Origin of the sequence: Acinetobacter sp. (assembly GCF_039596015.1) — a bacterium.
Lineage (GTDB): Bacteria > Pseudomonadota > Gammaproteobacteria > Pseudomonadales > Moraxellaceae > Acinetobacter.
In genome coordinates, this window is record NZ_JBCNKN010000016.1 from 17349 (window position 1) to 43380 (window position 26032).

21 protein-coding genes and 2 tRNA genes are annotated in these 26032 nt (G+C 41.0%); 9 read left to right on the forward strand and 14 right to left on the reverse strand.

Features of this window, described 5'->3' with window-relative positions; translation table 11 throughout:
- Positions 1–74: 74 nt before the first annotated feature.
- The 7 genes from mraY to ABDV70_RS12150 form a co-directional block, all read right to left on the reverse strand.
- On the reverse strand, positions 75–1193 hold the full coding sequence (mraY, locus tag ABDV70_RS12120; RefSeq protein WP_343598073.1) for a phospho-N-acetylmuramoyl-pentapeptide-transferase: 1119 nt from the start codon (positions 1191–1193) through the stop codon (positions 75–77).
- Positions 1194–2594: a UDP-N-acetylmuramoyl-tripeptide--D-alanyl-D-alanine ligase gene (gene murF, locus ABDV70_RS12125; protein ID WP_343598075.1), complete on the reverse strand. Its 1401-nt coding sequence runs from the start codon at positions 2592–2594 to the stop codon at positions 1194–1196.
- Positions 2595–2597: 3 nt separating this feature from the next.
- Complete coding sequence (locus tag ABDV70_RS12130) at positions 2598–4097, reverse strand: UDP-N-acetylmuramoyl-L-alanyl-D-glutamate--2,6-diaminopimelate ligase (protein WP_343598077.1); 1500 nt, start codon at positions 4095–4097, stop codon at positions 2598–2600.
- A 2-nt stretch (positions 4098–4099) separates the two neighbouring features.
- Positions 4100–5947 carry a penicillin-binding protein PBP3 gene (gene ftsI, locus ABDV70_RS12135; RefSeq protein WP_343598078.1) on the reverse strand — a complete coding sequence of 616 codons (1848 nt, stop codon included), beginning with the start codon at positions 5945–5947 and terminating at the stop codon, positions 4100–4102.
- Positions 5948–5956: 9 nt separating this feature from the next.
- Positions 5957–6301 carry a cell division protein FtsL gene (locus ABDV70_RS12140; protein ID WP_343598079.1) on the reverse strand — a complete coding sequence of 115 codons (345 nt, stop codon included), beginning with the start codon at positions 6299–6301 and terminating at the stop codon, positions 5957–5959.
- Between the two features lie 9 nt (positions 6302–6310).
- Complete coding sequence (gene rsmH, locus ABDV70_RS12145; RefSeq protein WP_343598081.1) at positions 6311–7225, reverse strand: 16S rRNA (cytosine(1402)-N(4))-methyltransferase RsmH; 915 nt, start codon at positions 7223–7225, stop codon at positions 6311–6313.
- A gap of 190 nt (positions 7226–7415) precedes the next feature.
- Positions 7416–8414, reverse strand: a complete 999-nt coding sequence (locus tag ABDV70_RS12150; protein ID WP_343598083.1) for a sulfate ABC transporter substrate-binding protein — start codon at positions 8412–8414, stop codon at positions 7416–7418.
- 341 nt (positions 8415–8755) lie between these two features.
- On the opposite strand from ABDV70_RS12150, the gene ABDV70_RS12155 reads away from it, so the two are divergent.
- The 5 genes from ABDV70_RS12155 (at position 8756) to ABDV70_RS12175 (ending at position 11427) form a co-directional block, all read left to right on the forward strand.
- Positions 8756–9070 (forward strand): hypothetical protein, encoded by a 315-nt coding sequence (locus ABDV70_RS12155; protein ID WP_343598085.1) that lies wholly within the window; start codon positions 8756–8758, stop codon positions 9068–9070.
- A gap of 170 nt (positions 9071–9240) precedes the next feature.
- Positions 9241–10752: a glutamate--tRNA ligase gene (gltX, locus tag ABDV70_RS12160; protein ID WP_343598086.1), complete on the forward strand. Its 1512-nt coding sequence runs from the start codon at positions 9241–9243 to the stop codon at positions 10750–10752.
- 54 nt (positions 10753–10806) lie between these two features.
- A tRNA-Ala gene (locus tag ABDV70_RS12165) sits at positions 10807–10882 on the forward strand.
- 25 nt (positions 10883–10907) lie between these two features.
- Positions 10908–10983, forward strand: a tRNA-Glu gene (locus ABDV70_RS12170).
- 105 nt (positions 10984–11088) lie between these two features.
- Entirely contained in the window at positions 11089–11427 is a 339-nt protein-coding gene (locus ABDV70_RS12175; protein WP_343598088.1) for a hypothetical protein, read from the forward strand.
- Positions 11428–11469: 42 nt separating this feature from the next.
- Here ABDV70_RS12175 and ABDV70_RS12180 read toward each other — a convergent pair whose 3' ends face one another.
- The gene (locus ABDV70_RS12180; protein WP_343598090.1) at positions 11470–12390 is read right to left on the reverse strand and encodes a cation diffusion facilitator family transporter; all 921 of its coding nucleotides are present in this window, start codon (positions 12388–12390) and stop codon (positions 11470–11472) included.
- A 271-nt stretch (positions 12391–12661) separates the two neighbouring features.
- Between ABDV70_RS12180 and ABDV70_RS12185 the strand changes: the two genes are divergently transcribed.
- On the forward strand, positions 12662–13279 hold the full coding sequence (locus ABDV70_RS12185; RefSeq protein ID WP_343598092.1) for a LysE family translocator: 618 nt from the start codon (positions 12662–12664) through the stop codon (positions 13277–13279).
- A 66-nt stretch (positions 13280–13345) separates the two neighbouring features.
- Here the strand turns inward: ABDV70_RS12185 and ettA are convergent, their stop codons facing one another.
- Positions 13346–15007, reverse strand: a complete 1662-nt coding sequence (gene ettA / locus ABDV70_RS12190; protein WP_343598094.1) for an energy-dependent translational throttle protein EttA — start codon at positions 15005–15007, stop codon at positions 13346–13348.
- A 617-nt stretch (positions 15008–15624) separates the two neighbouring features.
- Between ettA and ABDV70_RS12195 the strand changes: the two genes are divergently transcribed.
- Complete coding sequence (locus ABDV70_RS12195) at positions 15625–16512, forward strand: SDR family NAD(P)-dependent oxidoreductase (protein ID WP_343598096.1); 888 nt, start codon at positions 15625–15627, stop codon at positions 16510–16512.
- 215 nt (positions 16513–16727) lie between these two features.
- Here ABDV70_RS12195 and ABDV70_RS12200 read toward each other — a convergent pair whose 3' ends face one another.
- From ABDV70_RS12200 to pobA, 3 genes are all read right to left on the reverse strand, one after another.
- The gene (locus tag ABDV70_RS12200) at positions 16728–17843 is read right to left on the reverse strand and encodes an NAD(P)-dependent alcohol dehydrogenase (protein ID WP_343598098.1); all 1116 of its coding nucleotides are present in this window, start codon (positions 17841–17843) and stop codon (positions 16728–16730) included.
- 247 nt (positions 17844–18090) lie between these two features.
- Complete coding sequence (locus ABDV70_RS12205) at positions 18091–19536, reverse strand: aldehyde dehydrogenase family protein (RefSeq protein WP_343598100.1); 1446 nt, start codon at positions 19534–19536, stop codon at positions 18091–18093.
- Positions 19537–19659: 123 nt separating this feature from the next.
- A complete protein-coding gene (gene pobA / locus ABDV70_RS12210) occupies positions 19660–20841 on the reverse strand; it encodes a 4-hydroxybenzoate 3-monooxygenase (protein WP_343598117.1) in 1182 nt (393 codons plus the stop codon).
- Between the two features lie 146 nt (positions 20842–20987).
- Between pobA and ABDV70_RS12215 the strand changes: the two genes are divergently transcribed.
- A complete protein-coding gene (locus ABDV70_RS12215) occupies positions 20988–21797 on the forward strand; it encodes an IclR family transcriptional regulator C-terminal domain-containing protein (RefSeq protein WP_343598101.1) in 810 nt (269 codons plus the stop codon).
- Positions 21798–21930: 133 nt separating this feature from the next.
- On the opposite strand, the gene ABDV70_RS12220 is transcribed toward ABDV70_RS12215, so the two are convergent.
- Complete coding sequence (locus ABDV70_RS12220; protein WP_343598102.1) at positions 21931–22446, reverse strand: DinB family protein; 516 nt, start codon at positions 22444–22446, stop codon at positions 21931–21933.
- 144 nt (positions 22447–22590) lie between these two features.
- Positions 22591–24939: a Tex family protein gene (locus ABDV70_RS12225; RefSeq protein ID WP_343598103.1), complete on the reverse strand. Its 2349-nt coding sequence runs from the start codon at positions 24937–24939 to the stop codon at positions 22591–22593.
- A gap of 316 nt (positions 24940–25255) precedes the next feature.
- On the opposite strand from ABDV70_RS12225, the gene ompR reads away from it, so the two are divergent.
- Positions 25256–26020 (forward strand): two-component system response regulator OmpR, encoded by a 765-nt coding sequence (gene ompR / locus ABDV70_RS12230; protein WP_343598105.1) that lies wholly within the window; start codon positions 25256–25258, stop codon positions 26018–26020.
- Positions 26021–26032 lie beyond the last annotated feature (12 nt).

Below are 26032 nucleotides of genomic sequence, written 5' to 3' on the forward strand. Positions count from 1 at the left end.
GTTGTTACTCTCTCATTTTTTGATGGCAATAAAAAAGCTGGCAATTTGCCAGCTTCAATACCGAATTTTCTGACTTAACGCAATTTTAACGTCATTAGCCCTAAAACCACTAGAATTATCGTAATAATCCAGAAACGAATTACCACTTGGGTTTCTTTCCAACCTTGTTTTTCATAGTGATGGTGTAAAGGCGCCATTAAGAACACACGCTTATTGCGCATACGCAACGAGCCGATTTGTAAAAAAACCGAAATCGCTTCCATCACAAATACACCGCCCATAATCGCAAATACAATTTCTTGACGTACCATGACAGCGATGGTTCCGAGTATTGCCCCTAAAGACAGTGCGCCAACATCGCCCATAAAAATTTGTGCAGGATGTGCGTTGTACCATAAAAAGGCCAAACCTGCTCCAACCATGGCAGAACAAATCACAATCAATTCTGACGAATATTTGATATATGGAATATGCAGATAGTTGGCAAAACGGATATCACCAGAAAGATAAGCAAATACACCTAAACCCGTTGCCACAAGAACCACAGGCATAATCGCCAAACCATCTAAACCATCAGTTAAGTTAACGGCATTAGATGCACCGTTAATCACCAAATAGGTAAAGGCAATAAATGCTAAACCTAACGGAATAACCGAAAATGGAATACTCAGGTTTTTAAAGAAAGGTATTAGCAAATCCAGCATGTTATGGGTATAAACAGGATTATTCTGTTGAATTGCAATCACATACAACCCAATCCCTGCGCCTAAAGAACCCACCGATGTCCAAAAGAACTTCTTACGTGCTGGTAAGCCTGCATTGTCTTTATAGCGAATTTTAATCCAGTCATCCGCCCAGCCTACTGCACCGAAAATCACCATCACCCCAAGTACAATCCATACATACGGGTTAGATAAATCCGCCCAAAGCAAAGTACTGATTCCGATTGAAAGCAGAACTAAAATTCCGCCCATGGTCGGTGTACCCATTTTTTTAGCATGGTTTTCAGGGGCAAAAGAACTGACCGCCTGACCATATTTAAGCGCACGTAATTTACGGATCATGACTGGACCAAGTGCAAGACCAATTGCCAAAGCAGTCAGTACACTCAGTAAGGCACGTAATGTTAAATAGCGAACAACTTTGAAGGAACTGTCATATCCTGCCAAATGTTCAAATAACCATAACAGCATTTAGAGCTTCTCCATCACATCAGCCATCAAAGTTTCCATATGGGTATAACGCGATCCCTTAAACAGAAAACTCATCGGCTGAGGTTGATGTTTTTCTATCAAATGAATTAAAAAAATAAGTGCATCTGCCTGTGTATTAAAAGCATGCACATGCGTTGAATCCGTTGCACCTGAAACCGTTGAATTGGCAAATTCACCAACCGCCACAATGTAATCCAGTGGTAATTGGGCAAGGTCACGCCCCAATGCCACATGTTCATCACGGCTACTGTCACCCAGTTCACCAATGTCACCCATCACCATGACCTTAACCCCTTGTTGCTGGGTCAAAACCTCAGCAGCAGCCCGCATGGATGATGGATTTGCATTGTAGGTATCATCAATCAATAAGTATTGCTGATGTTGAATAAAATTTAAACGCCCTTTTGCGCCTTTTGCGTCACGCAAACCCAGCACAATATCGTCTAAACCAATCCCAATCGCCAAAGCAAATGCCACGGCAGCCAAAGCATTTTCAACATTGTGCTGACCTGCAAATGGCAAATCGACCTGTGCCGAGCCTTGTGGCGTATGCAAGGTAAACTGGGCAGATTGAGCATGTAACTGAATCTCTGTGGCATAAATATCCCCACCTTCACCAAAGCTGAGCTGAGCATAGGCTTCAGCTGCCTGACGAATTTGTGGAGCAAAATCATCTTTGGCAGGGATAATGGCAATACCTTGAGTCGCAAGATGTGCATAAATCTCAGATTTTGCCAGACAAATGGCAGCCCGCCCGCCGAACTCACCCAAATGTGCTGTGCCAATATTTAAAATACCCGCAACAGCAGGTTCAACCAAGTTCGAGGTATAGTCGATTTCACCAAGATGACTCGCACCAAGTTCCATCACAGCATACTGATGTTCTGGACGCAGTTCCAGTAACATCATGGGAACGCCTAAGTCATTGTTTAAATTACCACGGGTAATTAAAGTTGGTGCTAAACGTCCTAAAATACTGCCGAGCATTTCTTTGGTGGTGGTTTTACCACTGCTGCCCGTCAAGGCAATCACGTTTAATTTCGAAAATTGCTGACGACGAAAATGACCTAAATGACCCAGTGCTAAACGCGTATCTGCAACCACCAATTGTGCAATTTCGACATCGGCAATAGGATGTTCGACAATCGCAATTTGACAGCCTTGCGCCTGTACTTGCTGCACAAAAGCATGTGCATCGAAACGCTCGCCCTTCAGTGCTAAAAAGGCATCGCCTTGTTCTGCATGGCGTGAATCGGTCAAGATCCGTTTGATTTCACCTTGTGGAAGGCGATCTTGATACCAATAACCTTGTGTCGCTTGCTGTAAATCTGCCACAGTCCAAGGGACTAAAGGCGAGGTGCTGGTTGTTGAGGTATGCATAGATTAGTTTTCCATCGCAGAATGAGCAGTGATATCCCCTGAATGATGAATCGCAGCATCCACTTCCACCACATCATCAAACCAATGTCGAACACCCTCTATTTCTTGATAATTTTCGTGACCTTTCCCTGCAATCACCACAATATCGCCCGCCTGTGCATGTTCAACGGCATAGCGGATCGCCTGACGACGATCATGAATTTCATGAACCTCATGGGCCGTAAAATCAATACCCTGTTTCATGTCGGCAAAAATCTGTTCAGGGTTTTCTGTCCGTGGGTTATCCGAGGTTAAAATCACCGGATTGGCATGTGCCAAAGCCGCTTGCGTCATTAATGGACGTTTACCCCGATCACGATCTCCACCGCAACCAAAAACCGCCCACAAACGATGCTCAACATGACGTTGTAAGCTGGTTAATACCTGAATAAGCGCATCAGGCGTATGTGCATAATCCACGACAAAGAGTTTTTGCGCATCACGCAACACCTGCATTCGTCCCGGTGCACCTTTGAGTTTTGGTACAGACTGAACCAGTGCAGCAAGGTCAAATCCTGCGGCTGAAGCAGCAATCAAACTGGCAATCAGGTTTTCGACATTAAAATGACCCAACAGCGGGCTATTGACCTCAAAAACTCCGTGTGCCGTATGTAAGTTAAAGGTTGCACCTTGCAAACTAAAACTGAGCTGGCTGACATATACATCTGCTTTTTGGTCTTTTAATGAATAGGTCAAAACTTGCGGTTTAGACGGATTTTGCTGTGCCTGCTGTAACATCACTTGTGCATGGCCATCATCCAAATTAATCACGGCAACTTTTAAAGTTGGAAATGCAAATAATTTCGACTTTGCCTCAGCATAGGCTTCGAGTGTTTTATGATAATCCAGATGGTCGCGGCTTAAATTGCTATACACCGCAATTTCAACATCGCAGCCATTTAAACGCCCTTGCTCTAGACCATGCGAACTTGCCTCTAAAGATGCAAATTTTGCACCTTGTTGCGCATAACCATGTAAAGCATTTTGCAGTTGGATTGCGTCCAGTGTGGTATGGGTTGAAGCCTCAAGATTCGGCAAAATACCATTCCCCGTTGTTCCCATTACTGCACAGGCATTGCCTTGTAGACTAACCAGTTCCGCAATTAAACGTGAAATGGTGGTTTTACCATTGGTTCCTGTTACAGCAAAAATTCTGGGTGCATCAACAGGTTGTGATAAATCCAGATAGCGTTTTTGCCAAACGCCCATCTCTTGGCGTACCTGTGGGCAAACCCAACAGTTATCCACAGATAGCGGTTCTTCAGCAATAATGCCAATAGCACCTTTTGCTAAAGCCGCCTCAGCAAATGCACGTGTTTTTTCAGGTTGCGTGTAGCTCGTTAATGCAATAAAGACCTGACCTGCCTCAACTTTACGGCTATCTAAACAAAACCCCTGAAAAGGCTGCGTCATCCACGCTTCAGCCTGTGTTAAGGCCAATACCTGCTGTACAGAAATTGTCATATCTATTCTTCTCGAACACTCGCTGTTTTTGTCACTTGCAATGGCTTATCTAAAGGCACATTTAACAAGCGTAAAGATTCTTGCATGATTCGCGCAAAGACTGGCGCTGAAACCGTACCGCCATAGTAAGAACCACGCGGGTTTTCAACCACAACAATCATGGCAATTCGAGGATTACTCACAGGTGCGACACCCGCAAACAACGCACGGTATTCAGTTTTTGAATACCCACGGCGGTCTGCATTCAGTTTATGCGCTGTCCCTGTTTTACCTGCAACACGATATCCCGGAATTTGAGCATTCGTTGCCGTTCCGCCCGGTTGTGTCACCTGTTCCATAATTGACAAGACCTGATCCGCAATTTTTGGATCTAAGACTTGTTTACCTTTAGGCACCTGATTGACCTTATATAAGGACAAAGGCATTTGCATCCCATGGTTCGCCAACATGGCATAACCCTGCGCCAGTTGCAGCACAGTTGCGTTCAAACCATAACCATATGCCATTGTTCCAATTTCTGACACATTCCAGTACTTCGATGGCATAATCAGACCCGGACTTTCCCCAGGAAAGTGAACGGCTGAACGCTGACCAAACCCAACACGTTTAAAGAATGTTGGAACGGTTGGCGTTGGCAAGGAAAGTGCAATTTTGGCAGCACCCACGTTAGATGACTTAATTACCACCCCAGCCAATGTTAACTGACCATAATTGTGTGTATCACGAATGGTATGCCAGCCAATTTTCATTGACCCCGGTGAAGTGTTAATTACAGTATTCACCGTGTATTTACCACTTTCCAATGCCGCAGAGATGGTAAACGGTTTCATGGTTGAACCGGGTTCAAACATGTCAATCGCACCACGGTTACGCATCGCATCTTTATTGGTTAAATTGGCTTTATCATTCGGGTTATAAGATGGCCAACTGCTCATGGCCAAAATTTCACCTGTTTTCACATCAACCGCAATGGCAGTTGCAGAACGAGCATTATTCGCCACCCCTGCTGCTGTCAATTCACGATACATAATATATTGCAAACGCGAATCGATACTTAAGGTAAAGTTCTCTCCAGCCTCAACAGGTTTAATCACTTCAGGGTCTTTAACACGGTTCCCCGATTTATCCCGAACATTGGTTTGTAACCCATCAACACCATTGAGCTGTTTATTCAGCTTCATTTCCAAGCCTTCAACACCCTTACCATCATTATTGGTTAAACCAATAATTTGAGCATTCGGTTGTGGCTGTGGGTAATAACGCTTATATGATTTTTCTGTATAAACGCCCTGAAAATTACGTTCTAGAATTAAATCTGCCTGTGGCGGTGGAACTTCGGTTTTTAGAACCAAATAACGTGAACGAGGATGAGCTTGCATCTGCCGTTTTAATTCAGCAGCATCCATCCCCACCATGTTCGCCAGTTCATCTAAATTAAAGTTTTTATCAGGCAATTTTTGTTTCGGTTTACGACGTTCGCCCGGTTTTACAGGCGCTGTCATTTCATCATACAGTTTCTTATTTTCAAAATAATCACGTGGATCCATGACTATTTTCATAATTGGGGTACTGATTGCCAGTGGTACACCATTTCGGTCGGTAATCATCCCGCGCATGGCTTTAATTTTTTCATCACGCAAAATGAGTGCATTGGCTTTGGTTTGTAAAAAATCTTTATTAATTACCTGCACATAAAATGCACGTATTACCAAAATCACAAAACACAACAGCACAATGCCCCACAATAAGTAAAAGCGCCATTGATCAAACGTAATTTCATTTTTGCCTGTTACAGCAGTGACAGGACGCTGCTTGGTTTTACGTTGTTGAGTCATTCGTTTTTCAGCCATTGAGCAACCTTACTTTTTTTGCTCGGATGTAGGAAGAGAAATTACCACGGTATCAGATGCAGGAGGTGAGTACATTCTCAATTGCGTCACGGCCCGCGTCCCAATTTGTGCTGTTGCACCAAAGGTTTGCTGTTCAATCAGTAACCGCCCCCATTCAGCATTCAAATCATCTTGTTCCCGAAGATAACCATTCATCTGCCGATAATCGTGACGATACTCAAAAACCTCAAAAACCACCATCATGGCACTAATAAACACTAAGGTGATGAGAACAGCATACATGACCACCTTTTTAATGGGCTTTTTGTCAGGGGCTGTCTTTTCTGCAACTTCTGCAATAACTTCTGTTTTCATTATTCGCCTTTAATTGCTTAAACGCTCTGCAACTCTTAACCATGCACTTCGTGAACGTGGGTTTTCTTTTACTTCCTGTTCACTGGCCCGAATACGTGAAATTTTCTTTAAACGTCGTGTATCTTGCTGCTGTTGAGGCATTCCCCAACCGTTATCTTCTGCCAATGAAGATTCCTTTTGAATAAACTGTTTAATCAAACGATCTTCTAACGAATGGAAACTAATCACAGCCAAGCGCCCTTCTGGTTTGAGCAGATTTACTGCTTGAGGCAGAAAGTTTTCAATATCTTCGAGTTCTTTATTAATCGCAATACGAATGGCTTGAAATGTCCGCGTTGCGGCATGTTTATTTTTTTCCCATTTCGGATGAGCAACTTTTACCACTTCTGCTAATTGTGCAGTCGTTGTCATCTCCCCTGCCTGTTTAATCGCCTTGGCAATTCGACGGCTATAACGCTCTTCACCATATTTAAAAATAATATTGGCTAATTGTTCTTCTTCGATATCTAGCAGCCACTCTCTCGCTGTCGGCCCTTGAGAATTATCCATCCGCATATCGAGTGGGCCATTGTTCATAAAGCTGAACCCGCGTTCAGCCTGATCAAGCTGAGGTGAAGATACGCCCAAATCCGCCATAATCCCATCGACCATTTCAATGCCACGTGCGTTTAACTGTGCCTGAACGTCTGCAAAACTTGAGTGAATAATATGGAATCGGGCATCCTGCTCAGCCAATTCTGCTGCAACAGCTAAAGCTTGTGGATCTTTATCAAAAGCATAAACATGGCTATTTGCATCTAATTTAGACAACAATAAGCGACTGTGCCCCCCTCGACCAAAGGTGGCATCGACATAAATTCCTGTATGCCGATTTGCGAGCAACGCATCTATAGTTTCATGAAGCAATACAGAAATATGGGACATAAAATAGCAAAGTAACGATTAAAAGTGTAATTGCATATTATCTCTTTGTTTTGCTGAACTTCCAAACGTCTTTTTGTAGGGAATTATTATTTTATGATTGTTATTTCCAATTTTTTACCAAAATTTCAACATTTTGTAGAATAGAGTCATCTTTCGGCATCTATTTTCCCTATTCTACGCATATTGATTCTTATTGTTTGGTATAAATTTGATCAAACACGCCACCATTGGCGAAATGGATTTTTTGCGCTTTTGCCCAACCACCGAATACTTTGTCGATGGTGAAGAGCTGAATTTTAGGAAACTTGGCTGCATATTTTTGCGCCACTTGTGGATTACGTGGTCGGAAATTATATTTCGCTGCCAAATTTTGTCCGAGTGGTGAATATAAAAAGTTTAAATATCCTTTGGCAAGTAACCGATTTCCATCTTTGTCTACGGTTTTGTCAACAACTGCAACGGAAGGTTCTGCCAAAATAGACACCGATGGGTAAACAATCTGAAATTTATCTTTGCCCAAATTTTGCTGTGCAAGTAAGGCCTCATTTTCCCAAGTCAGTAACACATCGCCAATGCCGCGTTCTGCAAATGTAGTCAATGAGCCACGTGCCCCTGAATCCAACACTTTGACATTGTGATACAACTTAGACACCAAATCTCGTGCTTTAGCATCATTACCATTTGGTTGCTTTAATGCGTAGCCCCATGCCGATAAATAAATCCAGCGAGGTGCACCGCCAGTTTTTGGGTTAGGGGTAATAATTTCCACACCAGACTTGGTTAAATCGTTCCAGTCTTTAATGTGCTTTGGATTGCCTTTACGCACCAAAAAAACCACGGTTGAAGTATAAGGAGCCGAGTTATTTGGAAACTGCTTTTGCCAATCTGGACGGATATACCCTGCCTGTGCAATTTCATCAATATCATTTGCCAATGCCAAAGTCACGACATCCGCTTGTAACCCAGAGGCAACAGCTCTCGCCTGCTTCCCGGATCCACCATGCGATTGTTTAAACTCAACCTTTTCGCCTGTTTTTTTCAACCAGTACTGACCAAACACCCGATTATATTCTTGATAAAACTCTCGTGTCGGATCATAAGACACATTTAAAAAAGTTTTTTCTGCAAAACTTTGCGTTGCGAACAAGGCAAATGTTCCGAACAACACTACCAATATTCTTTTTTTCATTTTTATGCTCATAATGTTATAGAGAAAAACCACTATAAGGCTTATTTTTTTATTTTATAAACAAATAGTTATAATATTTAAAACTATACAAATAAAATCAAATCATATAGATCAAAATCAATAGACTACATGCTCAAATAATTCATAAAAAAGAAGCTTTGCCATATTTTATTCATAATCGTCTGATATTATTTCAAAAGACTTAGTTTTGATCATGTTTTTTTACCGTTGTTTATATTTTGTAAAACAAAACTTCTGTTGATCGACTAAACTTCAGGTATATTAGAGCTAGGATTCTATTTTACATCAATCATGTGTAGCCAACATGAGGAGGTTCATGTATGACTTTACGTTCATTCTTATTAGGATGTTTATGTGCTTTGCATTTTGCAAATGCCTATGCAATCCAAGAAACAGGGCTAAAACATACACACAAGCCAGTACCAGTCAATAACAAGGTTACACACCATTCTTCGAGTTATATTGGAAAAGAACTGGATAAACAAAAGCAAAATATCAATTCATTAAATACCGATATTGACGATATCAAGCTTTTAACAACCATTCACCTGCAACCAACGCAAAGCTTTTTCGCTTACCAGCACGAACGCTTTTCTCGTTTTTTACAGGCGTTATTTGCAGATCCAAATTCTTAATCGATATGACTTAGAAAAACAAAGCATCTCTATGCAATAAAATACATTTTATTCATTTTTTAAATCTAAATTATTTACTTTTATCATCGTTACAGATGCTTTTGAAATCCCCCAAGTACCCTGCTTTTTCGTTATAATACCGCCATTAAATATTGATTATTGAATTCATTATGAAAGTCCGTACTCGTATTGCACCTTCTCCTACAGGATTTCCACATGTAGGGACTGCCTACATTGCACTTTTCAACCTATGTTTTGCTCGACAACATGGTGGAGAGTTTATTTTACGTATTGAAGATACCGATCAGGTACGTTCAACCCCTGAATCTGAAAAAATGATTTTAGATTCTTTACGTTGGTTAGGTTTAAACTGGTCTGAAGGCCCTGATGTCGGTGGGCCACATGCTCCTTACCGCCAGTCTGAGCGTATGGATATTTATAAAAAATATGCGCTTGAACTTGTCGAAAAAGGTCATGCATTTTACTGTTTTGCGACAGCAGAAGAACTCGACCAAATGCGTATCGAACAACAGGCACGTGGCGAAACACCTAAATATGACGGTCGTGGTTTAAAACTGTCTCAAGAAGAAGTACAACGTCGTCTTGCTGCTGGTGAACCGCATGTCATTCGTATGAAAGTACCTGAAGAAGGCACGTGTATTGTCAATGACTTATTGCGTGGGGAAGTGGATATTCCATGGGCACAAGTCGATATGCAAGTTTTGCTCAAAACTGACGGCTTACCAACTTACCATTTGGCAAACGTGGTCGATGACCATTTAATGGAAATTACGCATGTTTTCCGTGGTGAAGAATGGCTCCCTTCTGCACCGAAGCACCAGTTACTTTACCAATATTTTGGTTGGGAAATGCCTCAGCTTTGCCATATGCCTTTGCTGCGTAACCCAGACAAATCAAAACTATCAAAACGTAAAAACCCAACCTCTATTAACTACTACAAAGATATTGGGGTATTGCCTGAAGCCTTACTCAACTATTTAGGTCGTATGGGTTGGTCAATGCCTGATGAACGTGAAGTATTTACCTTACAAGAAATGATTGATCATTTTGATATTCATCGTGTTTCTTTGGGTGGGCCAGTTTTTGATGTTGAAAAATTAAATTGGTTAAACGGTCAGTGGATTAAATCGCTTACCCCAGTACAATTACTACAACGTATTTTAAGCTGGCAAGGCAACCAACAGAAACTTGAAGATATTGCTGCTGCGATTCAACCTCGTATTCATTTACTTTCAGAAGCAGTGAACTGGGCAGGTTTCTACTTTAACCACATGCCAAACCTGACTGCTGAAATGTTTGAAAGCAAAAAACTTAGTGCCGAACAAGTTCGTCAAAGCCTACAATTTGCAATTTGGCGTTTAGAAAAAACATTTACGTGGAACAATGACACAGTTAGCCAAATCTTGATGGACTTAGCCAGCCAAATGGAAATTAAGCTCCGTGACTTTATGCCAGCGTTCTTTATTGCAATTGCGGGTTCGACCAGTTCAACGCCAGTTATGCAAGCAATGGTGACGATTGGGCCTGACTTAACGTATGCGCGTTTACGCCATGCCCTTGAAATTGTCGGTGCACCAAGCAAAAAAGAGCTAAAAGTTTGGGAAAAACTGAACGAAAGCATCCAATTGCCGAAAAATGATACAATTGAATCAACAACTTAATCTTTTTTCTTGACGTGTGAGCCGAACCCCCATAATATAGCGCTCACACAGACTGGGGTCATAGCTCAGTTGGTAGAGCGCTACAATGGCATTGTAGAGGTCAGCGGTTCGATCCCGCTTGGCTCCACCAAACCTCAATCGTGTAGCCTCAATAAGTCCCTATCGTCTAGAGGCCTAGGACATCGCCCTTTCACGGCGGTAACCGGGGTTCGAATCCCCGTAGGGACGCCAAATTCTAAAAAGCCATTGAAAAATTCAGTGGCTTTTTTCTTGCCAACTATTTTTGCTTTACCCTGAAATTCGTTAAAATAAGCACAAAACAGATTTGGAGTTTCCATGCAGTACCGTTGCCCTCAATGCCAAAGCGCAAAAATCATGCCTGTTCACCAAGGTGCCAACTCTCCTCGCCCTGAAATTCCAAAAAGCCTGATTATTTTGGTCTTCTCTATTTTCTTATTACTCTTGCTCGTTATTGCCAATATTGTGCTTTGGATTTTTAGTCATGGTGCAGGCACAACATTGCATATTGCAACGGCCGTTGTATTTGTAGTCACACTTGTTTCAGGTCTTTTATTTTGGCGAGATCTACCAAGTTTTAAAATTTCAATGCAAAGTTTTATGCAATCACAAAGAGTATGGAAATGCCGTGATTGCAACCATCAATGGCAAAACTAAGCTTCAAAAAAAACAGCACTTTCACGTACTGTTTTTTTCTTTCTATGACTTATGGTCATGGTCATGGTCATGGTCATGAGCTAAACAAGGATCTTCCTCAATCTGCAAGGTAATCTGACGAATCTCATAACGCTCATGCAACATACGTTCAGCATCTCGATATAAGTACTTTCGATCAGCCTGTGGCGCAAAAAGATGTACTGTTAAATGAATATTTTTGGAGCTAATTGCCCATACCTTTAACTGATGAATACTTTCCACACCTTTTAATGCCAACAGATCATTTCGCAATGCTTCGACATCAATTTCTTCTGGAGCACCTTCAAGCAAGATATTAATGGTTTGCTTCAATAGCACCCATGTTCTAGGCAAAACCCAAAAACCAATCAACACAGCAATGACCGTATCGACCCAAGCCCATTGGGTAAAATAAATAATGATTGCCCCAATAATTACCCCAACCGATCCCAGCGCATCACTTAGAACTTCTAAATAAGCACCTTTCATATTCAGGCTTTGTTCAGCACTCGACATCAAGATTTTCATCGAAATCAGATTAATGATTAAACCTATAATCGCGACAATCAGCATGCCTAAACTTTCAATTTCAGGAGGTCTTGAAAATCGGAGGTATGCCTCATACAAAATATAAATCGCCACCACAAAAAGCATTAATGCATTAAACAGTGCCGCCAAAATCTCAAAACGCTGATAACCAAACGTCCGCTTATCATCTTCAGGTAATTTACCAATTTTGATTGCCAACAATGCAATTGCCAATGCAGCCGCATCGGTAAACATATGTGCTGCATCTGATAACAATGCCAAACTTTGAGTCATAAAGCCGGCGATCACTTCAATCACTAAAAACAAACAGGTACACAGTAAAGCAAACCCAAGCTTTCTGGCATTTTTTTCCGTCACAACTGCATGTGTATGTTGATGATCATGATGGTCTCCCATTGCGTCCTCCTTCTATGGGATAAGCCTTTATGATATTCGCTCTGGTTTACCCTCTGTTTTATTTAAGTTTTTATTCAATCAACACATTAGAATTAAAATACCTATTCAGCACTCTGTCCTAAATTCCTGATTTGAATCGTCATTATTCTAATCCTTTTATATTACTGCAATTTATCAGCTACAATGTTATAAAAATTCAATCTATACATAACAAAGCAGATGGATTTGAAATTCATCTTAAATCAAAACCTTAAGGACTCATCCAAATTCAATGAACTATTTAGAACTACTCTTTTATATCATGACTGTCATCGTAATGATTGCTACACCTGGTCCAGTCATGATTTTGGTTGCCAGTGCTGGATTGAGAGGGGGCTATAAAAAAGCATTAGAAACCATTGTTGGAACCAATCTCGCATCTTTGGCCTTAATCACCATTTCAATTCTGATTTTAAAAGGCATTTTTTCTATCAATGAAACGGTCTTTGTACTGATTAAAATATTGGGATGTTTTTATATTGCCTACCTCGGTTATGAAATTTTAAAAGAAGCTTGGAATAATGCAACGAACGATACTCCCACGTTAAAACCTGTCGAAGGCGGATTTAAAAAAGGCTTTCTTGTCGGTATTTCAAATCCGAAAGATATTATTTTCTTTTCCTCGTTCTTTCCCCAATTTATTCATATTCATAACAACACCAATCTCAGCTTGCTTATTTTAGTCATCGCATGGATTATTCTGGACTTTCTGACCTTGTCCGTGGTGTATTTATCTTTCAATAAATTGTCTAAGAGTGCGATTTACCACAAAGTTTTAGCTACATGTGGCTTATTACTGCTAAGCATTGCACTATATGGCATGATAAGTTCTGCGTTATCTTTTATATAAAAACTTAAGCACTTTTTTCTCAAATATAAAAAAAGCCAGCAATGCTGGCTTTTTCAATACAACAGATTAACCACTAATCTTTTTGTATTTGGTACGTTTTTTCGCAGCATCTTCGCCTAAACGAGATTGGCGATACGCTTCATATTCTGCATAGTTACCTGTGTAGAATTCTGGCTGTTCATTTTCAAATGACAAGATATGCGTCGCAATACGGTCTAAGAACCAACGGTCATGCGATACAACCATTACAGTACCTGGGAAGACCAAAATTGCATCTTCAAGCGCACGTAAGGTTTCAATATCCAAGTCGTTTGACGGTTCATCGAGTAAGATGACGTTTGCGCCCTGCTGTAGAATTTTTGCAAGTTGTAAACGGTTACGCTCACCACCAGACAACTCACCTACACGTTTTTGCTGATCTTGACCTTTAAAGTTAAAACGACCGATATAAGCACGAGATGGAATTTCGTAATCGCCCACTTTAAGAATATCTAGACCACCAGAAACTTCTTCCCAAACGGTTTTAGCGTCATCTAATGTGTCACGAATCTGACCTACATACGCGACTTTAACCGATTCGCCCAGTGTCACAGTCCCCGTATCTGGCTGTTGTTCACCTGTCATCATACGGAAAAGGGTTGTTTTACCTGCACCGTTTGGCCCCACGATTCCGACAATAGCAGTCGGTGGTACAGAGAACGTTAGGTTTTCGTACAACAAGCGACCATCAAATGATTTGCTGATCCCATCTACATCAACAACTTTATTCCCTAAGCGTGGGCCTGGTGGAATATAAATTTCAGATGTTTCATTACGTTGTTGGAATTCTTTAGAGTTCAACTCTTCAAAGCGTTCCATACGTGCTTTGTTTTTCTTTTGCTGACCTTTCGCATTTGAACGAACCCATTCAAGTTCTTTTTTCAATGCTTTCGCAAAAGACTCTTCTTGTTTCTGTTCTTGCTCTAAACGGGCATTTTTTTGCTCTAACCAAGAAGAATAGTTTCCTTGATAAGGAATACCATGTCCACGGTCAAGCTCCAAAATCCACTCAGCAACGTTATCTAAGAAATAACGGTCATGCGTAATTGCAACGATTGTGCCTTGGAAGTCTTTCAAGAAACGTTCTAACCAAGAAACAGACTCTGCATCTAAATGGTTTGTTGGTTCGTCAAGTAACAACATGTCAGGCTTAGACAAAAGCAAACGACATAATGCAACACGGCGACGTTCACCACCTGAAAGCAAAGTAACATCCGCATCCCAAGCAGGAAGATTCAAGGCATCTGCAGCTTGTTCTAATTGGTTATTGAGATTGTGTGCATCCCAAGCCTGAATAATTGCTTCTAATTTTTCTTGCTCTTTTGCAAGTTTATCGAAGTCTGCATCTTCTGCTGCATATTCTGCAAAAACTTCATCTAAACGTGCCAAAGCATCTAATGGTTCACGTAAACCATCTTCTACGTTTCCACGAACGTCTTTTGTTGGGTCTAATGGTGGTTCTTGTTCCAGATAACCAATTTTAATCCCTGGTTGCGCACGAGCCTCACCTGAGAAATCTTTATCTACGCCCGCCATAATTCGGAGCAAGGTTGATTTACCTGCACCGTTCAAACCAAGCACACCAATTTTTGCACCTGGGAAAAATGATAAAGAGATGTCTTTTAAGATTTCGCGCTTAGGCGGAACCATCTTCGACACTCGGTTCATCGTATAAATATACTGGGCCACTCAGGACTCCTCGAAATAGAAAAATCAAAACATCGCAAAATTGCGAGAAAATTTTTTCTATTATACGCTGAAATACCCCTATTCTTGAAGGTATGTTTTTCTGACAATGATACGATTTCGATAAATGGTTGAAATGATGTTTTTGGTCAATCAAAATTCATTTTTTTCGATAAACTTTGCACTCTCTCACGCTTTTTTGCATGCTCAATGCGATCTATTTCACTGTTCGTCAAAACCATGCTATATATTTAAAAAGTCATTCATCATGACATACCACCGATTCAACAACAGGATAGACACACCACATTGGAAATAATAAATAGGGACAAATCTGAGGGTTATGGTGGATTGTATGCGACGAACAATCATTTATACCGTTTTAAACACAGCATAAACTGACAGGATTTTCAGCATTTATCAAAGATGGCTCGTTATACAACCAATCGTAATCTTTTTGCCAATCACAACAACTTTAGCAATATTGATTAATCTCTGTTATTTAACACAAATTTGAGCAAAATGGCGCTATCTCTCTATCAAGAAATGACGTAATTTGCAGTACAATAAAATTCAGTTTTGGACGTTGTCCATCAGTATCAAGAGCAGGAAAAAAACACGTGAACAAAAAACTTGAACACCTCTTTCAAGAGAAGGTCGCAGGTAAAATTATTTTAGTCACAGGTGCATCAAGTGGCATAGGACTGACTATTTCTAAAAAACTTGCTCTTGCTGGTGCTCACGTTCTACTTGTTGCCCGAACAATTGAAAAATTAGAGGAAGCACAAAAAGAAATTGAGCAAAGTGGCGGGAAAGCATCCATCTTCCCATGTGACTTAAGTGATATGGATGCGATTGATGCTGCTTCTCAAGAAATTCTTGCGACGGTAGACCATATTGATATTTTAATTAACAATGCTGGACGCTCTATCCGTCGAGCAGTTCACGAGTCCTTAGATCGTTTTCATGACTTTGAACGTACCATGAAACTGAATTACTTTGGCGCTGTACGACTTGTTTTGAACTTATTGCCGCATATGATTCAGCGTAAAGATGGACATATCATTAATATCAGCTCAATTGGTGTCCTTGCCAATGCAACACGCTTCTCTGCCTATGTTGCCTCTAAAGCTGCCTTAGATGCTTTTAGCCGCTGTCTTTCTGCCGAAGTACATTCACATAAAATTGCGATTACTTCGGTCTATATGCCTTTAGTTCGTACCCCGATGATTGCACCAACCAAAATTTATAAATATGTTCCAACACTTTCACCCGAACAGGCAGCAGATTTAATTGCATATGCAATCGTAAAACGTCCGAAAAAGATCGCCACTCATTTAGGTTATCTTGCATCGATCACCTATGCGATTGCACCTGAAATAAACAATAAATTGATGTCGATTGGTTTTAACTTATTCCCAAGTTCAACTGCATCAATAGGTAAAGAACAGCAATTGAACTGGATTCAAAAAGCATACGCACGTTTGTTCCCAGGCGAACATTGGTAATTTCTAAGATAAGTTCCTGATCAACACACCCCAAGATTCATGCTTGGGGATGATCTCTCTTCTTCAATCAGCATATAGCAATTAATGCTACCGTAATTTACCTACGATAAAACCAAATTTCATTATTCCAATCAAAGCATCATTTAAGCCTGTTTTCATTTATTATTTTTATTGAAAAGGTCACATCCGCTATCTGACATGACCTTAAAAATTAATTAACCAATTTTTAAAATTGGTTTAAGTGTGATGCCTTTTTGGCTATCCATCGCTGCCTGATTAATATCTTTAAACTCATAAAATTTAACCAGTTTATCAAATGGAAATTTACCCTGCTGATATAACGTCACCAGTTCTGGAATGAAGCGTTTAGCCACACTATTTCCTTCAACAACGCCCATAATTGTCTTACCACCAATCAATAAATCATTGACATCAAAGGCAGCCGTTACTCCTAATGGCGGTGCACCCACAATAGCAAGTTTGCCGAGAATCCCCAATGCATCAATAGCTTGCTTCACAATTTCAGGGCGACCTGTGGACTCCAGTGCAAATTGCACACCACCCTGCGTAATTTCCTTAATGGCTTCAACAGGGTCTTGAACTTTACTGTTAATTACATGTGTTGCCCCTAACTCTTTTGCAAGGGTTAAACGTGACTCTACAATATCAACCGCGATAATCGTTGTCGCACCGCACACCTTTGCAGCCAGTAAGGCACTAAGACCAACGGCTCCTGCACCCCATGTCACAAAGCTAGCAGCAGGTCTAACCACAAGTGCATTCATGACTGCACCCGCACCTGTTTGTATGCCACAGCCCAAAGGCCCAAGTAATTCTAAAGGGACATCTTTGGTGACTTTGACTGTATTATTTTCACGGCTGATGGCATAGGTCGCAAATGAAGACTGCGCAAAGAAATGATCGTGTACGGCATGATGATCGTGGGTACAAATTGCCGAGTTACCTTCGGGATCTGTGCCACCAAAGTTACGGCCAAAAAAGTCCTGACAATATGCGGGGTTGCCACTGCGACAGTGTTCACAAATCCCACAATAACCATAACTTAGAACAACATGATCACCGATTGCCAAATTTTTTACATTTGGGCCAATCGCTGCCACAATCCCCGACCCTTCATGCCCCAATACTGCGGGTAAAGGCACGGGATAATATTGGTCTCTCACAATTAAATCGGTATGACACATCCCTGTTGCTACAATTTTGACCAGTACTTCATCTTCTTTCGGTTCACGAATCTGAAGTTGTTTGAGTTCAAAATCTGCACCCTTGCTTTGCGTCACTGCTGCGGTAATTTCGGTAAAATTTGTCATATCCAAACGTCCTGTATCAGATTATATTTTTGATAAAAATGAACATTCTGATGAAGGAAAATGTGTTGTAGACAGATCGCTATAAGCTTTACTTGAGTATAAGAATTGAATCTAAATCACTAGCGTAAGGTCTTCACTTTTCCCTTCGTTTCGACCTAACGGAACCACTAAAAAATAGAGAACCATCAGGTCTGTGTGAAACAACAGCGATAAACAATTTCATCTAAGCCAAATCAAAAGTTTGGCTCTATTTTTGTGCGGTAATCCAATGCGTTGTCGTATATTCTTCAATAATCCATTGACCATTGAAACGACCTAAGCCCGAATTTTTTTCACCTCCGAATGGCGCAACTGGATGATCTGCCACAGAAATTTCATTGATATGAGACATACCTGCCTCAATACCAAGTGCAAATTTCACACCCCGTTCATGGTTTGAAGTACATACCGCACTCGATAAGCCAAATTCGGTGTCGTTGGCGAGTTCAAGTGCATGCGCTTCGTCACGTGCTTTTAAAATTGGCAACACTGGGCCAAAACTTTCTTCTTTTGCCACAGCGAAATCGGGTTCGACATTAATAAATACATGTGGCCCAACCAAGTTACCCTCAATCCCACCGTCAAAGAACAGCACAGCGCCTTCATGTTGTGCTTGCTGAATAATACGGCGCAAATTGTCGGTTTGTTGAGTATTGATAATTGGCCCAACCAGCGTATCTTCATTGGCAGGGTTGCCGACTTTGATTTGCGCCAAAGCAGGACCTAATTTTTCGAGATATTGATCGTAAATCTTTTCATCAATAATGACACGATTGGTACTCATACAAATCTGCCCCTGATGTAAGAAGCGTCCCATCACAGTCAAATTCACCGCGAGGTCTAAATCGGCATCGTCTAAAATCACTAACGGCGCATTGCCGCCCAGTTCCAAACCAACCCGTTTAATCAGTCTCGCAGACATGGCTTTTTCAGCAACACGTTTACCCACCTGCGTCGAACCTGTAAATGAAATGAATTTACTGGCATCGTGTTCAACCACGTAGTCGCCAATTTCACTGCCCGCACCAACAATCACATTTAACAATCCCGCAGGGGCATCCGCCAATTCAAAGATTTTGGCAATAATCAACCCACCAGTGACAGGCGTATCACTTGCAGGTTTCAGCACCACGGTATTGCCCAACGCAATCGCTGGAATCACCGAACGCATACTTAAATGAAATGGGAAATTCCAAGGGCTAATGACTGTAATCACCCCTAGAGCCTTATGAAAAACCTGACTAACTTGACCTTCATGTAGCGGTTTTAAGTTCAACACATCATTGACCGCATGGGCATATTCTAAAGATGCTTTAGAGATTCCAAGCGCAGCATCAACCTCAATGTTGGCTTTAAGACGCGAACTGCCTGCTTCATTAATTAACCAATCCACAAGCGCTTCACGGTGTTGTGAGATCACCGCAATAATACGTTCAATCAATGCCTGACGTTCGCTCACCGTGGTTTTCTGCCACGATTTAAATGCCAACTGTGCAGCTTGATAGGCGGCATCGACATCCTGCTGACTTGCACCTTGAATATCATCAATAGGCTGATGCGTATATGGATTAGTATTTTTGACAATTTTATCCGATGAACCTTTTACCCATTGTCCATTAATAAATTGCTGGTTAAAACTTTGTGCAAAACTCATGACCTAATCCTTTATAAAGAAGCAATCCATCTACTTCATTGTTTAATATCGTGTTGTATTCCATTCATTTTTAAATATTTCGATGCATCTTTTCATCGCTGTATATCTGTAAAAACTTCGATTTTAGTAAGGCAAACCGACATAATTTTCAGCCAATGTGGTCTGCCCTGCCTTTGAGTCTAAAATATAGCTCAGCTCCGCCTGCTTAATTTTATGGTCAAACTCACTTTCAGTTTCAAAACGATGCAGTAAATGCGTCATCCACCACGAAAAGCGTTCGGCTTTCCAAACACGTTTCAAACATTTTTCAGAATACTCATCAATCCCTTGTGTTGAATTTTTTTGATAGAACTCAATCAAAGCACTCGACAAATATGCAATATCAGATGCAGCAAGGTTTAAACCTTTTGCGCCTGTCGGCGGTACAATATGCGCTGCGTCGCCTGCTAAAAACAGTTTTCCAAAACGCATTGGTTCTGTCACAAAACTGCGTAAAGGCGCAATACTTTTTTCAATTGAATCGCCTGTCACCAAGTTGTTCCGACTTTCTTCATCAAGACGATTTTTGAGTTCATCCCAAAAACGCTCATCAGACCATTCTTCGACATGGTCGGTGATCGGAACCTGCAAATAATAACGACTGCGTGTTTTTGAACGCATACTACATAAGGCAAAACCGCGTTCTGACTGTGCATAGATCAACTCGTCGGCAACAGGCGGTACATCAGCCAACACACCTAGCCAGCCAAACGGATAGACCTTTTCAAAAGTTTTAATTTTGTCTTGTGGAACGCTGGCACGACAAACACCGTGATATCCATCACAACCTGCAATAAAGTCACAATTTATACGATAAGACTGACCATTTTGCTGAAATGTCACATACGGCTGTTGTTGATCAAAATCATGAATTTGCACATCTTGCGCTTCATAATACGTGCGTAAACCTTCCGCTTCACGTGCGTGCATTAAATCTTTGGTGACTTCTGTTTGACCATAAACAGTGACTTGCTTACCCTGTGTCAATGCAGACAAATCGACACGATGCTTCACACCATTGCTTAAAATTTCAATCCCTTCATGCGGTAGTCCAAATTTTTTTAAATTTGCATCAACGCCTGCTTGCTTTAATAAATCAACCGATACCTGTTCAAGGATTCCCGCCCGAATACGCGCTGCAACATAGTCTGCACTACGTTGTTCAATAATAATATGTGAAATGCCCGCTTTATATAAAAGCTGTCCAAGCAATAGTCCTGCTGGCCCTGATCCAATAATTGCAACTTGTGTCTGTAAATTTTCCATCATTTTTTTCTCCACGTCCTGACATTTAACTTAGTTTTTTTAGTCTATTTTTTATATAGTGAAATCTGGATAATCACCGTATAGTGGTAAAAATGACCGTATATCGGTCAGAAAAATCATTTTAAATAATCGGGAATGGATGAACGATGAGATATGATTTAATCGAAAATAAGGTTTCAGGTGAAACCATCAAACAAGATGATTATATTGCAGGGCTTGTTAAAGGACTGAGCCTACTTGAAGCTTTTGGTGTTGATCGTCAAAAACTCAATTCGACTCAAATTGCAGAACGGACTGGATTAAGCCGTACTGCCGCACGACGATATTTACGCACGCTCAAATTTATCGGTTATTTAGAAAGTGATGATCATTATTTTTGGCTAACGCATAAAGTATTACGTTTATCTAGTTCATACCTCAGTTCTGCACACCTACCAAAAGTGACCCAACCAATTTTAAATCTGCTGAGTACGCAAACCAACCTGACCTTTTCACTTGTGGTACTAGATGAACACGAAGTCGTCCCCATTGCCCGAAGCTATTTACCCCAACAAGATAATTTACGTTTAAACCCGTATGGCATGCATTTGGGCAATCGCTTGCCTGCACATGCAACATCAACAGGTAAAGTCTTACTGGCGACATTAACCTTAGAAGAGCAACAAAATTGGGTTAAAAAACATGGCCTAAAACGCCTGACACCTTATACCATTCAAGATGAAGCCCAGTTTTATCAAGTGCTGCATGACATTCAGCAACAAGATTATTGTTTATCGAAAGAAGAACATGAATTAGGTGTGATTGCCATTGCCGTACCCATCTTGAACGCGCAAGGCAAGGCTGTTGCTGCATTAAACTGTATTGCTCAAACCCATCGCATCACAGAAGAGCAACTGATTCAACAGGTTTTGCCTTTACTGCGTAATACTGCATATGAATTAAGAGGGATGGTCTAAGCTCAGCCATGTTGGAGTATCAGATTTATTTCAAATGATATTCATTAGCTGAAAATGATAAAATCTAAGTACCCTATTTTTCCTCGTCAGCATGAATCATGCTAAATATATTCTGATCAACACGCTTCAAAATTCATGCTTGGTGTGAAGGATTTTCTTCGACAAGCATATAAACCAAGTCCAGTTCTGGACACGCATACCCCATAGCGGTTAATGCTGCTGTTATCTGTCCACGATGATGTGTGCCATGATTAAACACATGTTGTAATGTCGCCCAATACGGCAGAGACATTTCTTGACCTGTAGAAGTTGTATAATTCAACCAATGTCCTACCTGTGCCACATCAAGATTCTCCAAAAAAACAGGCCAATTCTGTGCCTTTTCTACAAGCATTTTGGTGAGTTGACCTCGATCCGATGTCACGATTGTATTTAGTGCAAGAACGGGGGACTTTCCTTCTGAAAATCGAGCGAACCATAAATAATGTTCACCTATTAACAAATGATTCAGTGTTCCTTCGATACTTTGAAAAAACAGCCCACAATCTTTTGAAAAATCATCATCAGCCACCTCATTCAATGCGGTATTCAATCTTTGAGTCGCCCAAATGTTGTAACGTGCCATTAACTGAAAAGTACTTAAATCCATGCTTTTTCCTGATTGCATCACTCTTTTAAAACTAACAGTTATCGATGATAAAATATGCTAAAAATAGGCATTCATTATCAATTATTTTCGATTACACATAAAAAAACCTTCCCGAAGGAAGGTTTTGATTTTACAGCCTAAATCTTATTTAGAGCCTTTAATCCCAGCTTGTAACAACAATGCGCCCAAACCACCAATTTTTTGCTCTTGTGGTTTTTCTGATTTTGCACGTTGTGGCTTTCTCGCCTGATCATTTGAACGTGCAGCATTTTGAGGACGTTTTTGCTGTGGCTTACGCTGATCAGCATGTTGCTCACGACGTTGTGGACGAGCAGCCTTCACAGGTGCAGCGCCTTCAGCGCGCATGCTCAAGTTAACACGATGACGTTCTACATCCACCTGAATCACACGAACTTTCACGATTTGACCCGGTTTCACCACTTTATGCGGATCAGAAACAAATTCATTCGCTAGTTCAGAGATATGAACCAAACCATCCTGATGTACGCCAATATCCACAAACGCACCAAAGTTAGTGACGTTTGTAATCACACCTTCAAGCTCCATCCCTTCTGTTAGCTGAGCAACTTCGGTAATGTCTTCACGAAACTTCGCTGTGCGAAACTCTGGACGTGGGTCACGACCTGGTTTTTCAAGTTCAGCCAAAACATCCTGAACCGTTGGTAAACCAAATTGGTCATCTACAAATTCATCTGCTTTCACTTGGCGGATGATTTCGGTATTACCAATAATGTCTTTTACTGTGGTTGCTTTCGCTGCCACAATCTTTTCAACCAAACCATAACTTTCAGGGTGAACCGCAGATGCATCTAATGGTTCAGCACCATCCTGAATACGCAAGAAACCTGCTGCCTGTTCAAACGTACGTTCGCCTAAACGTGGTACATTTTTCAATGCCTGACGGTTATCAAAACGTCCATTTTCTTTACGGTATTCCACAATTTGTTGTGCAATCGATTTGTTTAAACCCGCGATATAACCCAAAATTGCAGCCGATGCCGTATTCACATCAACGCCAACTGCGTTTACACAGTCTTCAACCACGGCATCTAGTGTTTTTGCCAAACCAGCCTGATTCACATCGTGCTGGTATTGACCCACACCAATTGATTTTGGATCAATTTTTACAAGTTCCGCCAATGGATCTTGTAAACGACGAGCAATTGATACTGCACCACGAATTGAAACATCTAGATCTGGTAATTCAGCAGATGCCAACTCACTTGCAGAATACACCGAAGCACCTGCTTCGCTGACAGTTACACGTGTCAATTTAAGATCAGGATGTGCTGCCATCATTTCAGCGACAACTGCTTCTGTTTCACGGCTTGCTGTACCATTACCAATAGCAATCAGGTCAACATTAAACTCGGTGCATAAACGTGCCAGTTCAGCCACTGAGCCTTCTTTATCTTCTTTTGGTGCAAAAGGATAAATCGTGCTGTGAGCCAAAACATCACCAGATTCGCTAACAACGGCCAGTTTTACGCCAGTACGAATCCCTGGGTCAACGCCCAAAGTTGTACGACCACCCGCAGGAGCAGACAACAATAAATGACGTAAGTTTTCAGCAAACACTTGCATTGCTTCTGTTTCAGCAGTCAAGCGTTTTTCAGTCAGCAAAGAATGCTCGATTTGTGGACGGATCTTGCCAAGCCAAAATAATTTTGCAGTTTGTTTCAAGAAATCCTGACGTGTTTGTGGCTGAATTTGCTCAAGATCATATTCAGTTTCAATACGTGCCAATAGTGCGTCGTCTTCACCATCAACTTTCAACGTCAACACGTTTTCTTGGCGACCACGTAAAAGTGCCAATAAACGATGCGATGGTAATTTATTTAAATTTTCAGAAAATTCAAAGTAATCACGGAACTTTTTGCCAACTTCTTTTTTCTCGTCAGAAGCAACGGCGCTTTTTAAAACGGCTGTTTTCGAAAAAACTGTTTTTAACTCAGCAGTTAATGCAACGTTTTGTGCCCAGTCATCAATAATGATGTGCTGGATTGCATCCAATTGGCCGTCTACATCTGGATATTCTTCGTGACTAAAACCAGCAAGTGCTTCAGTCGGATCAATCTGTTCTGCAATAATTTTGTCAGCGATTGGTCCTAAGCCCGCTTCTCTCGCCTTAAACGATTTACTGGTACGTTTTGGTCGATACGGTGCGTAAATTTCTTCAAGCGCATTTTTTGTTTCTGCCGCATTTACACGTGCGAGCAAGTCATCGCTTAACTTTTGTTGTTCTTGTAATGATTGAATCACTTTTTCACGACGTTCATATAAATCACGTAAATAGCTTAAACGTGTATCTAATTGACGAAGTTGCGTATCATCAAGACCTTGTGTTACTTCTTTACGGTAACGTGCAATAAACGGAACACTTGCGCCTTCATCAATTAAACGGATTGCAGCTTCTACTTGGTTCGGACGTACGGCAAGCTCTGTTGCCAACTGCTGAACGAGGTCAGTCATCGTGTTTGATCCCATAAGGAATAAGAACTAAAAGCAGTGATTATAAAGACCATGCCTGTAAAATCTACAGAAATTATGCTCAAAAATTAAATTTATCATTATCTTTTTCAAATTTCCTGTTTTTTTCTATGAACAATTTTTTATTTTTTGCCATAAATTCGTTTTAGGTTACTGATTTTTAAATAGCAACTACTTTTCTCTATGCTACTGTATATATTTGTTAATTTGAGCAAATTAATACATAGCCATAAGTTACCTTTAAGCATTATACTCAAACTATCAACAATGATATTAAAGATAATTAAGGGAGCACTTCATGAGTTTAGTGGTACCTGCAGATACGCAAGATGTAGCACTCCACGACACAGATCGTGTTGAGCGTATTTTAGTTGTAGATGACGACGTTCGTCTTCGGACCTTGTTACAACGCTTTTTGGAAGATAAAGGCTTTGTTGTAAAAACTGCTCACGATGCAACACAAATGGATCGCTTGCTACAACGAGAACTATTTTCGCTCATCGTTTTAGATTTTATGTTACCTGTAGAAGATGGCTTAAGTATTTGCCGTCGTTTACGTCAGTCGAATATTGACACTCCAATCATCATGCTCACCGCGCGCGGTAGCGACTCTGACCGTATTGCGGGATTAGATGCGGGTGCGGATGACTATTTACCAAAACCATTTAATCCAAATGAATTACTGGCGCGTATTCGTGCAATTTTACGTCGTCAAGTACGTGAAGTGCCTGGTGCACCAAGTCAGCATATGGAAGTGGTGAGTTTTGGGCCTTGGTCACTCGACCTTTCAACCCGTACCCTCACCCGCGAAGGGCAAGTCGTTACTCTCACCACAGGTGAGTTTGCAGTACTCAAAGCATTGGTACAGCATCCACGTGAACCTTTAACCCGTGACAAACTCATGAACTTGGCACGTGGTCGTGAATGGGGTGCAATGGAACGCTCAATCGATGTTCAAGTATCACGTTTACGCCGCTTGATTGAAGATAATCCTGCTCGTGCACGTTATATTCAAACCGTTTGGGGTGTTGGCTACGTTTTTGTTCCAGATGGTGCAGAATAAGCCTCCGTCTAT

Coding starts and splice junctions, on each gene's coding strand:
- mraY (WP_343598073.1), bottom strand. CDS start 1,193: ATGCTGTTATGGTTATTTGAACATTTGGCAGGATATGACAGTTCCTTC.
- murF (WP_343598075.1), bottom strand. CDS start 2,594: ATGCATACCTCAACAACCAGCACCTCGCCTTTAGTCCCTTGGACTGTG.
- ABDV70_RS12130 (WP_343598077.1), bottom strand. CDS start 4,097: ATGACAATTTCTGTACAGCAGGTATTGGCCTTAACACAGGCTGAAGCG.
- ftsI (WP_343598078.1), bottom strand. CDS start 5,947: ATGGCTGAAAAACGAATGACTCAACAACGTAAAACCAAGCAGCGTCCT.
- ABDV70_RS12140 (WP_343598079.1), bottom strand. CDS start 6,301: ATGAAAACAGAAGTTATTGCAGAAGTTGCAGAAAAGACAGCCCCTGAC.
- rsmH (WP_343598081.1), bottom strand. CDS start 7,225: ATGTCCCATATTTCTGTATTGCTTCATGAAACTATAGATGCGTTGCTC.
- ABDV70_RS12150 (WP_343598083.1), bottom strand. CDS start 8,414: ATGAAAAAAAGAATATTGGTAGTGTTGTTCGGAACATTTGCCTTGTTC.
- ABDV70_RS12155 (WP_343598085.1), top strand. CDS start 8,756: ATGACTTTACGTTCATTCTTATTAGGATGTTTATGTGCTTTGCATTTT.
- gltX (WP_343598086.1), top strand. CDS start 9,241: ATGAAAGTCCGTACTCGTATTGCACCTTCTCCTACAGGATTTCCACAT.
- ABDV70_RS12175 (WP_343598088.1), top strand. CDS start 11,089: ATGCAGTACCGTTGCCCTCAATGCCAAAGCGCAAAAATCATGCCTGTT.
- ABDV70_RS12180 (WP_343598090.1), bottom strand. CDS start 12,390: ATGGGAGACCATCATGATCATCAACATACACATGCAGTTGTGACGGAA.
- ABDV70_RS12185 (WP_343598092.1), top strand. CDS start 12,662: ATGAACTATTTAGAACTACTCTTTTATATCATGACTGTCATCGTAATG.
- ABDV70_RS12200 (WP_343598098.1), bottom strand. CDS start 17,843: ATGACAAATTTTACCGAAATTACCGCAGCAGTGACGCAAAGCAAGGGT.
- ABDV70_RS12205 (WP_343598100.1), bottom strand. CDS start 19,536: ATGAGTTTTGCACAAAGTTTTAACCAGCAATTTATTAATGGACAATGG.
- pobA (WP_343598117.1), bottom strand. CDS start 20,841: ATGGAAAATTTACAGACACAAGTTGCAATTATTGGATCAGGGCCAGCA.
- ABDV70_RS12215 (WP_343598101.1), top strand. CDS start 20,988: ATGAGATATGATTTAATCGAAAATAAGGTTTCAGGTGAAACCATCAAA.
- ABDV70_RS12220 (WP_343598102.1), bottom strand. CDS start 22,446: ATGGATTTAAGTACTTTTCAGTTAATGGCACGTTACAACATTTGGGCG.
- ABDV70_RS12225 (WP_343598103.1), bottom strand. CDS start 24,939: ATGACTGACCTCGTTCAGCAGTTGGCAACAGAGCTTGCCGTACGTCCG.
- ompR (WP_343598105.1), top strand. CDS start 25,256: ATGAGTTTAGTGGTACCTGCAGATACGCAAGATGTAGCACTCCACGAC.